Genomic DNA, 14,220 nt, shown 5'->3' on the forward strand with positions numbered 1-14,220 from the left:
TGTTTTATATTTTTTGATTACAAAACTCTTATTAAAAATATTTAATCAAAACTTAAAAATTCTCTTCTCTCTTCAATTAATTCATCATCTAAACTAACCTCTATTACAAAGGAAAAATCCTTTGTATTCACCTTTATATTATCTTCTATGCCCTTATAAGTCTTTTCCCCTAAATTAGGAATATCCTTAAGCTCTTTGATATCTTTAAAGGGGCGATTATTGACTATTTCATAAGACAACGCACTACCAATACCTTTTAAAGTCCTCAATACCTCTTTAGGAGCCGTATTTATATTTATTCTCCCATCAGAACTGACTGTAAGATATCTCTTCAAGCCTTGATAGGTAGAGGAATCAATATCCCCAACTCCCTCAACACGAGTCAATTCTTCTATATTCTTAAAGAATCTTTTAGAGATTATACCTTCAGCTAATGAATTGCCTATATCATTAATTTCCATTAACTCTTGCTTTTGAGCCTTATTAATATTGAGTTTAGAACTTTCATCAATTATATCTCTTATACCATAAGTCAATCTAAGCTTTTCTCCCTCTTCTAAACTAAACTCTACGCTACCACCAACCTCAGCTTCTTTTAGATGGTCTTGGCTAAAGTAAGATTTAGAGCTTAGTATCTCTTTTAGTTTACTTCTCCCTTTAGTTAAACTTAGATTAACTCCACCTTCTCTTAAATATCTCTCTTCTAAAGATTTACTGTGGTTTCTAGAAATTATAAGCTCATTTATAGTTAACCTAGCTACTAAGGGGGTTAAAATCATGATAGAAGATATTAATATAAGCAAAAAGATGATAATATAACCATCTTCCTCTTTGTAACTTTTATATATTTTATTTAGCAATTCTTAACCCACTCCTTAATTCAAACTCTTCTTTATTCTCTATCCCCTTTAAATGAACAAATAATAATTCCCCATCAACTAATTGAAATCTAACATCTTTTAATCTATTACTAATAAGATTACTATCATCATTTAAAGCTAGTCCAAGATTAGATTGATAGTATATCTTTCTAGTTCTCCCCTTCTTATCTACAAAAGCAATGGACTTATAAACCTTACTTTCATCTACTTCTTCCAACGAGTGTTGGCCCAAAGAAACAACATATAAGGAGTCTCTAAGAGATTCTATAACCTTGTCCATACTAACCCTTAAATCTTGTTGTATTAAAGAAATATCTTTATGTTGCCTCCAACCCCTTGCAATAAAACTATTTGCCACTAAGATGGTAGTTAACATAGAAGATATTATAGATATAACGACCAGTAATTCAATCAAGGAATATCCATCCTCAAGATCAACTTTAATTAAGATCACCAATTACTCCCCTTTCCATAGAATGTTAGCAGTTGCGCCTTAAGATCACCTTTCCAATAAACTCTAACCTTAACTTCCTTAACTCCTTTTTTAATTTCTCTAACAATTATCTTATAACTATAATCTAATTCCCCATCTACTTTGCTAATTAATTTACTATTAATACTCTTATACTCCCTTAACCCAAGTTCTTCTATCTTTAACTGGGTCAAATTATTTGCTACGCTCACCCTCCTGCTATAAAATAAAGCTGAATAACTATTCAAAAAGAAATTAGATACTGCAAGAAAGACTAAAGATAGCAGGGCTATTGTTAACAAAACTTCTACTAAAGTAAATCCTTCTTCCATTAATTCATCTCTTATCAATAGTATCTACCTCACATTCAACTCACCAGCATTTGACGAAAAGACTACTCTCCTATCACCAAAGCCTTTTAGATAAACTCCTACCCCACCATTATGCCCATCAAGACTCCCTAAATCCTTAAAAAATATCTCCCTTGTATACCCCTCTAACCTATTAGACTCAGGTAAGGTAATCTCATTAAGTATAACTTCTTCTAAAAACATTTCTCTTAACAACTGGGGATTATCCTTTCCTTTAACAACTACATAACCAGATCCATTCTCTTTAAAGAGAATACCATAGCTATCCCTATTTAATATTGACTCCTGCCTAGCCCAAAGAAGATCACTGACTAATTTACTTGTTACCTTCTCTAATCTAAGGTTATTTAAATAACTGCCAACTCTTGGGATTGATATTGAGGATAGTATAGAAATAATAGAGATAACTATCAAAACTTCAATCAATGTAAAGCCTCCGTTTGCTTTCATCTAACCACCTTGCTTTTAACTTTATATTCTAACAAGGGTATAATTCCCATTTGATAAATATTTATTCATTCTAATTTTTCTAGATCTTAGTATTATTAATTTATAATAAGCTCGAATATTATTAGGTTAATTTGCGTATTATTTACAAGAACAGACTTAATCATTTATAGCTATACTACAATACATTAACTAATAAGGAGGAGAATATGAAAAATTGTCCTTTACTCTTTATAGCCTATAAGAACCTTAACTATAAAAGAAAGAATATGAAGAAGGCCTTAAAGAATAGTAATTGTTTAGAGGGCGAATGCTCCTTATTTAATCCCAAAGAGAAAAGGTGTGAGATTAGAAAGGTTAATTATAGCTCTTATATGGAAAAGACCTTAGGATGCTTTTAGAAGCAATGGACTTTAAGTCCATTGCTTCTATGTGCCTTAAGCTAAAAAATTCGCTATTTTAATTATCAGTTAATAAAAAAGAGCGCCTTAGAATAGTCTTTAAAGACTATTCTAAGGCGCTCTTTTGCAAATTAAGGTTGTATCAATGTTTCACCTCTATTAACTTTGGCTTTATAACTCCATAAATCTAATTCTTCAAAATCTAACTCTTTAAAGCCTAAGAAATCCTTACCTAATTCAACAAAGTTTTGGGATACTCTATTTAAATCACTAACATAAAATTTATTGTTAACTTCAAGCTTATTTTCCTGCAATATATTCTCTTCTTTAAGAAGATTCTTTACCTTTAAAGCAATACTCTTACCTGGATAGATCAATTCTACCCCTTCTCCCATCACTTCACTAATTATTTTTCCAAGATATGGGAAATGAGTGCATCCTAAAATTAATGTATCAATTCCTTCCTCTCTTAAAGGAACTAGATATCGTTGGGCTACTTTCTTTGCTTTAAGAGTATACAATTCCCCTTCTTCAACTAAAGGAATAAACTCTGGGCAAGCTTTTGCAAAAACCTCTAAATCAGGGCCAACCCTTTTTAATGAATTCTGATAAGCTCCACTTGCTATAGTTCCCTCAGTAGCAATTACACCTATCCTCTTATTCTTGGTTGCCAAAACCCCTTCGCCTACTCCAGGCTCAATTGGCCCTATAATAGGTGTATCAAAGACCTCTTGGACCTCTCTTAACCCTGCTGCTGTAGCTGTATTGCAGGCAATTATTATCATTTTGGCCTTTAAACTATGAAAGTATTCTATAATATCCATCACAAAACCCCTTACCTCACTTTGATTGCGAGGACCATAGGGTAAGTGTGCAGTATCTCCAAAGTAAATTATCTTCTCATTTGGAAACTCATTTATAATCTCTTTAGCTATTGTTAATCCCCCTACCCCCGAATCAAAGAGGGCTATCGGACTATTTTTATCCATCTTCACCATCCTATTCAAAACTTAATATGTCAATCTCTTTAAAACATACTCTTATTATTTATTATATGCGATTCTATGCTAAATATCTAATCTTTAGCAATAAAGCGTAGCTTTATTACTTAATCCACCGCAAAGAATAAAGCGAGACATCTGTCCCGCTTTATTCTTTATCTACTAAATTATCATTAAACTCCAAAGGTGATTCTAACTCCAAATGTCCTGCTAAGGTCTGTACCTCTCTACCAGAGATTAATATCTTTACCTCTTCTACCCCATCTAATGATGTCATTGTATTTACAATAGAGTAAATAGTAAGTATCTCTCCTGTACTACCTCCCCAATGTTCAGCTCTTAACTCTTGAGTAAAATCTAAAACAATTAGATTATCCCTTCTATCTGCATCAATCAATCTAGTATCTGGAGGGATTGTAAATCCTAGCGATTCATCCCTTGGCCCTTTAATCAATTCTCTAATAATATTAGCATAAAAGTCATCCCTATCTACCTCTCTAGTTTCAGGGACTAAATACTGGGCTCCTTCATCACCAAAAAAAAGTTTAACCTCTTCAGTGCCGCCCTTTCTAAAATAAAATCCGATTAAAACTAGAAGAAGTACTGCTATAATCAAAAGATAGACTTTCTTGTTCATCTCCAAAAGAATCCCTCCCTAGTTATATTCAAAATAATCTTTAATTCCTTTATAAAGAGACATAGCAGCCTTTTTTCTAAAGGATCTACTTCTTAATAGTGCTTCATCCTCTGGATTACTTAAGAAAGCAATCTCGCTTAGTACACTTGGTACATCAATATGGTTAAGAACATATAGGTTATTATGTTTGACCCCTCGATCAACAGTAGCTAAATTTTCAACCTTATAACTTTGAATCAAGTTTGCTAATAACAAAGACTCATTATCTGGATTACGCTTAACATATGTTTCAGTACCTTTATGTCTTCTCTCAGGATGCGAGTTAGCATGAACACTAATGAAAATGTCCGGTTCTATACTATTTGTCAGTTTAGCTCTATCCTCAAGATCTACAAAATAATCTCCTTTTCTTGTCATAAAGACTGTAGCTCCTGCATCCTCTAACAGATCTTGTAAGATCAAAGAGATATCTAGAGCCACCTCTTTTTCTAAAAGGCCTGTAAACCCTATTGCACCAGGGTCACTTCCTCCATGGCCAGGATCTATTACAATCACTTTTTCTTCAAAAATATCCTGTTTTTTTCTTCTTTCAACCAACCTTGATTTTGTATCAAAGCTTACCTGAATATCCTTAGTTAAATCTTCAGATAAGACTTCAAATTCAACATCATCTATTAAATCTAGAACAACTCTTACCTGCTTAGGATTATTTGTATACTGACTGACTCTAGCACTATTAACGACCTCTATTTCCTCAAATCCTCTAACCTGATCTTCTTGTACAATTGCATCAAAGATATCAACTATTAACCTATTAGGATTAGGGAGTTTATAAACCCCATAGCTAACTTCATCAGATAAGGATAAATTTAAATCTACCCCTTCTTCCTTAGCTTTTAGTTCTGCATCCACCAATCTATTATCAGGTCTAAATAATAAGGTGTTATCTTCCCACTTCAAATCATAAGAAGATAAACTTACCATATCTAAGACAACCCTGGTTGTATCATCAGTAAATTGAGAGATACGGATTGAGTTGATAAAATCATTATTTAAAGAGATTAGATCCTTATTAATCTCACGCTTAGTAAATGGAAAGTCAAAGATCAACCTACTTCCTTTCTCTAAAGGTATTATCCTTGGCTTAACTTCTTCTGTTAATTCAAAAGCTAACTCTCTTCTACTGTCATCATACTCTATATCTACAAGGGATGATTTAACAGGTATTATAGTTAAGAATTTTTTGTTATTAACTACTCTAACCTTAATATCATCCTTCAAATCTAAGACTGCTCTGACAATATTGTCAGGATCTGTCTCATACTGACTTATACGAGCCCTTTCAATAACTTTATTATCTATATCTATGCTTCTGCTCTTCTCTATAGCAGTATTCTTAAGATCAATTACAGCTCTAGAAGGATCCGTTAAATACTTTAGTTCAAAGTCTTTTATCGGACTTGTAGGATAAATATTGAACCTCTCTTCATTATAAACAATATCTTTTATTATAGGACTTACTTTAACAATAAAAGCATAACCATCCTCCTCTTTGGTCTCTTCAACACTATAATCTAAATTAGAAAAGAGGTCCAAAACCACCCTACTAGTGCTGCTATTTAATTGTGAAACCCTAACATCCCTAATTAAATCACTTTCAAGGTCTATTTTCTCAATCTCTTCATAAATTGTTGTTTCATCTAAATCTATTACTAAACGATAAGGATCCTTTAACGTTTTAACACTATAATCAACTTCTTTACTTACCTTAACTTTTATCCCTTCATAAGATTCATTACTCAAATGTCCAATGCTATCTAAAGATGAAGTCCTATCTAAAATATGAAGAGTCCTACCCTCTGCATCTGCCCTAATAAGCAAGCCCAATGCATCACCTATTGGGTTTAATGGTACCATAACTTGTCCATTAACCAATCTTGTAGCAGCTGGCATCTCTATCACACTATTATTTACTTGTAAATTTCTATCACCAATTCTCAATTTAATCTCTTTATCATCATTTTCTAGCTGCCATGTATCTATAGATCTAAAGAATCTTACCCTTAAATCTAAATTATCTGTAATAATATCTAAAGGTATCAATATATTATCATCAATAATCTTATAACTTAGATCTTCAGTTATAATCTGATCATTTACTTTTAGTGTAATTTTTTCTTGTCCATAAACAATATCTCCATAAAAAAATATTAATACTGCAATTATTGATAAAATCACCATTAATTTTTTTGGCATCTTAACTGCCTCCTAGATAAAAGGTATTTAAGCCCCTCCAGCTAATCAATTTCTATATTCTTTAACATTCTCGCTTTTTAGACAAACTCCTCTTTATTATCAGTTTTTATTCTGATAATATTTGTTAATACCTTCTACAACCCCATAGGCTACCTCCTCTTGAAATGCTGGATCTCCTAATAGCCTGTCCTCTTTAGCATTAGACAAGAAGGCTACCTCTAGTAAGATAGCAGGTATCTCTGTCCTTCTTAAGACTGCAAAATTGGCAGCTTTAAGACCATGGTCTCTCAATCCGATTCTATTGACTACTTCACTGTGAACATACCAAGCAAAGGCCCAATTATCCTTACTTGCATTCCAATGAGCATAGGTCTCAGTTCCACCAACATCTGGATTGGGATGAGCATTTGCATGAACACTAACAAAGAGGTCTGCACCTCTTTGGTTCGCAATCTCAGCTCTTTGGGTCAAAGGGACAAAGTAATCTCCATCTCTAGTCATAATTGTATTATAACCTTCATCCCTTAGTAATTGATCAACTTTAAGAGATATATCGTAAGCCACATCCTTCTCATAAAGGCCACTTGCTCCTATAGCTCCTGGATCACTACCACCATGTCCAGCATCTATTACTATAGTTCTTTTAGATGGATTTAGCTTTATATCATCACTTTCATAGTTTGTACTTATAATAGATGAAGTAGCCACCTCAATATTCCTATCTATTCTTAAAGTTAAATTAGAACCATTTTGGATTATATCATAACCACTCATACTATCTACATCTGCGACTATCCTTACCTTAGCAGGATCAAAGCTAAATTGGCTTATTCTAACCCCGTCTAGAATACTATCATTTACTTCAATTAAATTACTGATATCATTAAGTCCTACATTATAGATATCTATAACCACTCTAGTTGGTTGGTGGTATAATTCAACTTCATATTTAGCCCTTCGATCTGTCCGTATTACTACATCTGTACTACTTGAAGAACTTTGAACCTCTACATCATTAACCCTATTTAAATTATAACTAGTTGCTTTAGCTTGATTATCCCAAGAGAGATCCCCCCCATATACTTTGGTTAAAAATCTCAAAGGAAGCATTACTTGATTTTTTATTATCTGTGGCGAAACATCTAAGTATACAGGCTGGTCATTGACCAAAGCAACTCTATTATTCATCTCTAAGTTGATTTTAATATTATCATTTAAAATTTCTAACCTCTTATCTTCATTATCCCACTTCACATCATCACCAAAGTAATCTGAAACAAAGCGTGCCGAAATCATTGTCCGGCCATTAACAACCTCTATGGCAGAATCTACTAAGTCACCATTAAATAATAAGGTTGGTCCTTGGCCCTTCACAGCATTTGAAGAGATAATAAGTGCTATGACTACTAGTATAACTAAAGTATATTTAACTTTCACAACCTTTCCCCTCTCTAAGATTAAACGTATAATAATGATGAAAATTTTAGTCTATCAAACCTCTTCAGTATAAATAATATTTTCTTGATCATCTATAAATCTAAACTTTCTTTTTATAGGTAAATGACTCTTGTCTAACTTAATTAGATCATAAGGAAGGGTAATAACCTCTAAGCAGAACTCTTTAGCTGCCACCAATTTACTCACCTTTACCAAGACCTCTTCTCCCTCTTTATATACATTATCTATCTTCACTTCACAACCTCGATCATAGTCATCTTTAATACCAGCATAGATTAATAAATACTTATTAAAGTCGACATTAAGCTCCTTAATCTTTTGATGATATTTAGGCAAGGTTGAAAGGTTTTCCTTGCCAGTTAGAACCTTAAAATAAATTTTACAAGAACACCCCTTCCTGCGACAAACAACCCCTTCCTTATTACCTGCTAATCGAGTAAAAGGAATTTTATTCTTAGTATTTAAGGCTTTTAAAATAGAAAGTATAGACGACTTAATCATTAAACTCCTCCTTGAGTAAGACTTTAGGGTTACTCTTTTGTAAAATGAGTATAAAGTAATAGGTAAATTAAAGTATGCTTTTTAGCTGGATTTTAATTAAGTAGTTATACCTTTTTAGTATTATTTTCTTGATTTTACTGATAACTCATCACTAATAAAAAAGAACTGCCCCCATATCATATCTATACCTATATAGGAGTTATTATTACAATTAGCTATTAACTTATTTTTTTGGTTAAGGTAATAGATTAGATGTTTATTAACTCTAATTGTATAATATAATCTTACATCTGTACTCCTCTTATAATTATATCTTTTAAAAACTAAAAAACAAAGGTGATTTGTTATGTAATTTTATCCACTAGTTTAGCTATCAACTTTCAGCCATCAGCAGAAGTATCAAAGCTAATACATAGAGACAAAAACATAAATAAAAAAGACCCCCAAAGGGGATCTTTATAAAGCTGAATCTCTAATTGTATTACAAAATGAAATCTTCACTCTTTTCTGGACGATTATCAAACTCTTCTTTCATCTCAGCAAATCCTCCTCTACCTAGAACTCCATAAGCATATTGCTTACCTAATTCTACACCTGGTTGATCAAAGGCGTTGATATCGTACAGTTCTCCAGCAAAAGCTGTCTGCAGCTCAAACATATATAAGAATTGACCTATTGTAAAGGCATTTACTTCTGGGAAAGTAATTGTACAGTTTAATCTATTATTCTTAGTTAAAGCTAACTCAGTAGCTTTCTTCTCTACTGTTAATAGCTCGTTGAAGCTATGAGCACCTAAATAAGATACTCCAGAGATATTTTCATAACCTGGTGCAATCTCTAGCTCTTCATTGTATTTTTCAACCTCTAAGAAGGTTACTACCTTATCAAAAGGTCCTTCCATATAAAGTTGAGCTTGAGAGTGTTGATCAGTTGCACCTAAGGCCTTAACTGGTGTTGGGCCAACATTTACAACCTCACCTTGACGATTGACCTTCTTACCTAAAGATTCAGCCCATAATTGACGATACCAATCAGCTACATCCTTTAGAGAGTGAGCATAAGGCATCATAACAGACATAGGCTTACCATCTTGATCAGCCAAGTATTGTAAAGTAGCATTTAAATAAGCTGGATTCTTCCATAACTTGTCTGTATCACAGATCTTGTCCATATAAGCAGCACCTGCTAATAACTCTTCAATGTCTATACCTGTAAATGCAGCAGATATTAATCCAACTGGAGTAAGAACAGAGAAGCGCCCTCCAACATTCTCAGGAATGTAGTAAGTCTTCATTTCCTCTTCTTTAGCAATCTTAATTAGATTTCCAGAGTTAGCACTTGTAGTCGCAACAAAGTGATCCTTAACTGCTCCTTCGCCCAACTCTTCTACAACCATAGCTCTAGCTGTTAAAAATTGGCTCATAGTCTCAGCAGTTCCACCTGATTTAGAGATTACATTAAATAAAGTTTTACTAAGATCTAGTGTTTCTAGTAATCCCTTTAATCTATCTGGGTCTACATTGTCAGGAACAAATAACCTTGGATATCCTCCTCTTGCTTCTTCATTCATGTTATAATAAGGATGATTTAAAGCAGTCTGTAAAGCAATATTACCTAAAGCAGACCCTCCAATACCTAAGACAACAAAGTTATCATACTTATCACGATTTGCTTCTACATACTCTTTGATATCCTTAGCAATCTCTTTATGAGATTCAGGCAACTCCATAAATCCTAATTCTCCAGCTTCTTTAGCCTCATTAATAGCCTTATGAGCTTTAGTAGCTCGCTCTTGCATAGCATCGATATCCTCTTTGCTATACCCATGCTCTTCACCTATAGTTTGAGCAAACATATTATTTAAATCCAACTTCAATCTCATTGATTCTTGCCATGATGCATCTTCATATCGTTTTGACATTTTTTCATTCCTCCCATATTTTATTATCCTCTTATCTATGTATTTTTATCCGACTGCTAATTACCACTAATCTCCTTATTCAAATAAGAGTATATGGAAACTAAGCTTCGGATCATTTTACTAAGCTTTAGCAAAATTTAACTCATTCTAAAACTTAGCAATTAAAACCAAGTCAAATAATATTAAAAGACTTGATCAAAGAGAACTACATTTGTCTTTAATATCTTATTTAGAGATGTTCTTGAAACCTGATCTTTTAAATCAACTCCACTATACACTATTCTACCTAAAAAGATCCTTTCCTGCAAGTATTAACTCTTAAAGCTAAAAATCTTTAAAGATTAGCTATTAGCCATTGGGCTTCTAATCTAATAGAGTTATCTTTACTATCTTTAAGTATAGTTAATAACTCTACTAATTCTTCGGTTTTTCCAAGAATTAATATCAAGGTATAGATCCCTTGATAGCGCAGAGATAGTTCTCTCTTTTTATCTAGTATAATCTCCCAAATAGTAGGTATTGCTACCTCTGCTAATTTACCATAGCTTCCAAGTAGCATTAAAAGTCCTTCTTGATAGCTTAACCTCCCTATCCTTTCAAGTTCTAAAATTGCTTTTTTTATTATCTCTTCATCTCCAATAGAGTTTAAGATTTCTATTACCAGCTCTCTATTATAACTATTTCCTAATAATGCAAATAAATCGCCAACAAATTCTTCCCCTCTTTCTCTAGCCAATAGCGACTCTTTAATTAAACCACTTAACTTTCTATCTTTTAATAGTACCTCTAATGGAGGATTATCTAACAGGGCCAACGCCCTTAACACCTCTTCTTTTAATTTAGGAGAAGACTTTAATAATTCCATCAATACAGTTTTGACCCTATCATCACCTAACTTAGCTAATAAGTTAACTATAGCTGATCTCCTTCTTAGTGACCTAACCTTCTCTAACTGACTTAATAACTCTTCTAGCACCTTATCTTTCTTATAATTAGCCATAATCTTCTCTCTTGCTAAAGAGTCTACCTTTTTAGATCTACTTCCTAGATAAGAGATAAGAGTCTCAAAGGAGTTGGCCCTTCTTAGCTTATAAATTAGCAATCTCTCTCCAAGAAATAATATAATTGTCCAGGCAAAGATAACCCACTTTAGATCTAAAGTTAATCTACTATAAACCAAAGCTATTATGATCATCCCTAGACCACTTTTAAGTACAAGTTCAGTATTCCACCTTGTCAATACTTTAACTAAAGCAAATCCTAGTATCAAGCTTAAATAGTCTCCAAGGCTCCATTCTAAAAGGCCGAGAAAATCAAGAATTTGTCTAATAACCCAAAACAGATAATCTTCTAACGCAAGTAAAGTAGGAAAAATAACTAAAAGAGATACAATTGCTATAAATACCCCTACTATAGAGTCTCTTTTAACCCAATAAAGGCTTGATAATATAAAGACAGCACCCAAGAGCCATAGTATTCCTAGATCATCAACTAAATAATTTACTCCTACCTTAGCTAAAGCTTTTCTTTTATTAATAACTCCAGCCCCTAAAAACTCCTCTTCATACTTAGAATCCCTAATAGGATCGGCACTTTCTAAGATTATCTCCATCCCTTCTTTAGGAGATAAATCAGGGTCTTCCTCCAATATCCTTGCCAATAACCCTACAACTCTAGGAGCAGAAAATGAAGTACCTAAAGTCTGATACGTATTAGTACTGACCCCACTTGGCAGATATATTCTAGATATATAACTGACATCACCCCTAGCAGAAACATCTACAAATTCTCCATAATTAGAAGTTGGATCCTTTCCACTTCTTCTAGCATTTCCAACCCCTATCACCTCTTCTTTAAAAGCAACAGGATCTCTAGCATCCATAGAGTTATCATTCCCAGCAGAGCTTACAACAATCACTCCTTCTTCATACAAGTTACTAATTAAAGAGAAGTGTTTATCACTTCTACTAGAGAAACCTAAGCTTATATTGACTAAAATCCTCTCATCAGGATTATCTATACTATAATCTAATATCTCTTCTAAAGCATTTAAATAAATCTCTTCACTGATACTCCCATCTTCTCTTCTCAGATCGTAATTAACCACTTTTGAATCAGAAGATTCTTCATTAACAATCTTGCTTACAATACTACCATGACCAAGCTTACTATTAACAGGGATTATTCCCTTCTCAATAAAGTTCTCATTAAAATCTATATCTATAACAAAGATTTTAACTCCACCACCTTTACCATAAAGAGGTAGAGTGACTATTAACATAAGAATAAACAATAATACTAAAAATAATTTTATCATCTCCAACCTTTTATAGAACAGCTCCATTATTCTGCCCTCCTCTAGTCAAAACTTATCTATAGCCTAGCTTCTTTAAAGACTTTCAAATCCCTCTATTCAATTCAATAAGATGTTATAAAGAAATCGTTTATAACATAAATATATCTTATACATAATATAAGCCCTATATATTATTTTTCATAGGATTATCTATTCAAATTAAATTTCAAAGTGCCACTTAAGAATTTAAGAGTTTAATTTAAAATGTCTATTTAGGAGGTGATCTTCTGTTCTTTAGCAAGAGAGTTCTATCACAGCTTTCTATTTTAATAGGCTTAACTTTAGGAATAATAATTAATATATCTACTTCTAGAACTGAAAGCTTAGAATATATTTATTATGACCAAAATCTCATTTATAAGAACCTTGCTTGGGAAAAAGATAATAACTTTAGAGAGATCACCTTAGAGAATAAGATAACATGGAAGTTAATGACTTATAAGGTGAGCTTTCCAAACTCACCATTAGATGAGAGCCATAATGTTGATATATTGACAAATGAGATAACTGGTCTAGTTATAGAAGCTGGTGAGACCTTCTCTATTAATAAAGTCGCTGGCCCTTATAGCTCTGATAGAGGCTATAGAAGGGGCGAATCTTATCACGGTAGTAAAGTTATTAAAACATATGGAGGAGGAGTATGTAAGGTAGCTTCAGCCTTATATAACTTAGCTATACTTTCAAACCTAGAGGTGGTAGAACGACATAGCCACGGAATGCCTATCCCTTATGTACCTCCAGGCAGAGACTCAGCCTTAGCCTATGACTATAAGGATTTGAAATTTAAGAATACTACAGATGGGCCAATACTGATCTGGGGAGAGGTAATTGGTGATGATCTCTACCTTGCCCTCTATGGTACACAGCCACCACCTTCAGTTACTTGGAAGCAGAAGATAATAGAAACTGAAGGTTTTCCAACAATTAAAAAAAAGACCAAGAGGTTAAAAGAGGGTGAAGAGAAGGTGGTTATCCAAGGAACTAAGGGTATCACCATTAAATCTTGGTTACTAATCGAATATTCTAATGGGAGAAAGGAAAGAAAAAATTTGGGAGTTGATTCTTATAACCCACGACCTAGAGTTGTTTTAGTTGGGGAAGGAGAGTAGATAGCAGATAATAGAGGATAGAGGAATCGAAAGTCAGCAAGCTGACTTTCGATTCCTGATTCCAGACTACTGCTTTTAGTCAGATTTTAGTCAAAGGTTTAGTCGTGCCCTTGTCAGAGTTAATGATTTTGAATTTAAGTCTTTAACTCAAAGCACATAGCTTTAATTAACCTTTAATAACTTCTCCTTCTTCTAGACCCTTTATCAATTCCTTAGCATAGCTCTGCTGTTCTTTGTATATCCGATTAGCTTCTGGGAGATAACATCTACCTTTACCTAAAATATTCTCCTTAAAATACTCAATAGTCTCTTCAAGGGTCTGCTCACGTACCGATCCAGTTATCAGAGATTTAACGATTAAGAAGACCTTGCCCCCTTCTACCATATGGGCATCAGTAACTAGAGGCTA

General features: G+C 33.2%; 14 protein-coding genes. 2 read left to right on the plus strand and 12 right to left on the minus strand.

Going from position 1 to position 14,220, the window contains the following annotated elements; genetic code table 11:
* Positions 1 to 41 precede the first annotated feature (41 nt).
* Genes HALSAC_RS0109825 through HALSAC_RS16545 form a run of 4 tightly spaced genes read right to left on the minus strand, consistent with a single transcriptional unit; the run spans position 42 to position 2,174 of the window.
* Positions 42 to 860: a helix-hairpin-helix domain-containing protein gene (locus HALSAC_RS0109825; protein WP_027340124.1), complete on the minus strand. Its 819-nt coding sequence runs from the start codon at positions 858 to 860 to the stop codon at positions 42 to 44.
* Positions 850 to 1,335, minus strand: coding sequence for a PilW family protein (locus HALSAC_RS0109830; protein WP_027340125.1), 486 nt, complete (start codon positions 1,333 to 1,335; stop codon positions 850 to 852). The genes HALSAC_RS0109825 and HALSAC_RS0109830 overlap by 11 nt, the downstream gene beginning before the upstream one ends.
* Complete coding sequence (locus tag HALSAC_RS0109835) at positions 1,332 to 1,703, minus strand: type IV pilus modification PilV family protein (RefSeq protein WP_027340126.1); 372 nt, start codon at positions 1,701 to 1,703, stop codon at positions 1,332 to 1,334. Before HALSAC_RS0109835 ends, HALSAC_RS0109830 begins: the two co-directional genes overlap by 4 nt.
* A gap of 6 nt (positions 1,704 to 1,709) precedes the next feature.
* Complete coding sequence (locus HALSAC_RS16545) at positions 1,710 to 2,174, minus strand: prepilin-type N-terminal cleavage/methylation domain-containing protein (protein ID WP_051412167.1); 465 nt, start codon at positions 2,172 to 2,174, stop codon at positions 1,710 to 1,712.
* Positions 2,175 to 2,380: 206 nt separating this feature from the next.
* Here HALSAC_RS16545 and HALSAC_RS0109845 point away from each other — a divergent pair, with 206 nt between their 5' ends.
* The gene (locus tag HALSAC_RS0109845; RefSeq protein WP_027340127.1) at positions 2,381 to 2,572 is read left to right on the plus strand and encodes a hypothetical protein; all 192 of its coding nucleotides are present in this window, start codon (positions 2,381 to 2,383) and stop codon (positions 2,570 to 2,572) included.
* A 131-nt stretch (positions 2,573 to 2,703) separates the two neighbouring features.
* Here the strand turns inward: HALSAC_RS0109845 and murI are convergent, their stop codons facing one another.
* The 7 genes from murI to HALSAC_RS0109885 form a co-directional block, all read right to left on the minus strand.
* Positions 2,704 to 3,561: a glutamate racemase gene (gene murI, locus HALSAC_RS0109850; RefSeq protein WP_027340128.1), complete on the minus strand. Its 858-nt coding sequence runs from the start codon at positions 3,559 to 3,561 to the stop codon at positions 2,704 to 2,706.
* Between the two features lie 160 nt (positions 3,562 to 3,721).
* Complete coding sequence (locus HALSAC_RS0109855) at positions 3,722 to 4,210, minus strand: GerMN domain-containing protein (protein WP_035571734.1); 489 nt, start codon at positions 4,208 to 4,210, stop codon at positions 3,722 to 3,724.
* 18 nt (positions 4,211 to 4,228) lie between these two features.
* On the minus strand, positions 4,229 to 6,466 hold the full coding sequence (locus HALSAC_RS15625; RefSeq protein WP_035571593.1) for an N-acetylmuramoyl-L-alanine amidase: 2,238 nt from the start codon (positions 6,464 to 6,466) through the stop codon (positions 4,229 to 4,231).
* 99 nt (positions 6,467 to 6,565) lie between these two features.
* Positions 6,566 to 7,903 (minus strand): N-acetylmuramoyl-L-alanine amidase family protein, encoded by a 1,338-nt coding sequence (locus HALSAC_RS0109865; protein ID WP_027340130.1) that lies wholly within the window; start codon positions 7,901 to 7,903, stop codon positions 6,566 to 6,568.
* Positions 7,904 to 7,957: 54 nt separating this feature from the next.
* Complete coding sequence (locus tag HALSAC_RS0109870) at positions 7,958 to 8,425, minus strand: hypothetical protein (protein WP_027340131.1); 468 nt, start codon at positions 8,423 to 8,425, stop codon at positions 7,958 to 7,960.
* Positions 8,426 to 8,906: 481 nt separating this feature from the next.
* Positions 8,907 to 10,346, minus strand: a complete 1,440-nt coding sequence (locus HALSAC_RS0109875) for a glucose-6-phosphate isomerase (protein ID WP_027340132.1) — start codon at positions 10,344 to 10,346, stop codon at positions 8,907 to 8,909.
* A gap of 334 nt (positions 10,347 to 10,680) precedes the next feature.
* Positions 10,681 to 12,690, minus strand: coding sequence for a S8/S53 family peptidase (locus HALSAC_RS0109885; RefSeq protein WP_027340133.1), 2,010 nt, complete (start codon positions 12,688 to 12,690; stop codon positions 10,681 to 10,683).
* A 443-nt stretch (positions 12,691 to 13,133) separates the two neighbouring features.
* Between HALSAC_RS0109885 and HALSAC_RS0109890 the strand changes: the two genes are divergently transcribed.
* Positions 13,134 to 13,811, plus strand: coding sequence for a VanW family protein (locus HALSAC_RS0109890; RefSeq protein ID WP_051412169.1), 678 nt, complete (start codon positions 13,134 to 13,136; stop codon positions 13,809 to 13,811).
* A gap of 166 nt (positions 13,812 to 13,977) precedes the next feature.
* Here HALSAC_RS0109890 and HALSAC_RS15630 read toward each other — a convergent pair whose 3' ends face one another.
* A complete protein-coding gene (locus HALSAC_RS15630) occupies positions 13,978 to 14,196 on the minus strand; it encodes a hypothetical protein (protein ID WP_051412170.1) in 219 nt (72 codons plus the stop codon).
* Positions 14,197 to 14,220 lie beyond the last annotated feature (24 nt).

Source organism: Halonatronum saccharophilum DSM 13868 (assembly GCF_000517025.1).
Lineage (GTDB): Bacteria > Bacillota > Halanaerobiia > Halobacteroidales > Halobacteroidaceae > Halonatronum > Halonatronum saccharophilum.

Coding starts and splice junctions, on each gene's coding strand:
- HALSAC_RS15625 (WP_035571593.1), bottom strand. CDS start 6,466: ATGCCAAAAAAATTAATGGTGATTTTATCAATAATTGCAGTATTAATA.
- murI (WP_027340128.1), bottom strand. CDS start 3,561: ATGGATAAAAATAGTCCGATAGCCCTCTTTGATTCGGGGGTAGGGGGA.
- HALSAC_RS0109870 (WP_027340131.1), bottom strand. CDS start 8,425: ATGATTAAGTCGTCTATACTTTCTATTTTAAAAGCCTTAAATACTAAG.
- HALSAC_RS0109890 (WP_051412169.1), top strand. CDS start 13,134: ATGACTTATAAGGTGAGCTTTCCAAACTCACCATTAGATGAGAGCCAT.
- HALSAC_RS0109875 (WP_027340132.1), bottom strand. CDS start 10,346: ATGTCAAAACGATATGAAGATGCATCATGGCAAGAATCAATGAGATTG.
- HALSAC_RS16545 (WP_051412167.1), bottom strand. CDS start 2,174: ATGAAAGCAAACGGAGGCTTTACATTGATTGAAGTTTTGATAGTTATC.
- HALSAC_RS0109885 (WP_027340133.1), bottom strand. CDS start 12,690: ATGGAGCTGTTCTATAAAAGGTTGGAGATGATAAAATTATTTTTAGTA.
- HALSAC_RS15630 (WP_051412170.1), bottom strand. CDS start 14,196: ATGGTAGAAGGGGGCAAGGTCTTCTTAATCGTTAAATCTCTGATAACT.
- HALSAC_RS0109855 (WP_035571734.1), bottom strand. CDS start 4,210: ATGAACAAGAAAGTCTATCTTTTGATTATAGCAGTACTTCTTCTAGTT.
- HALSAC_RS0109845 (WP_027340127.1), top strand. CDS start 2,381: ATGAAAAATTGTCCTTTACTCTTTATAGCCTATAAGAACCTTAACTAT.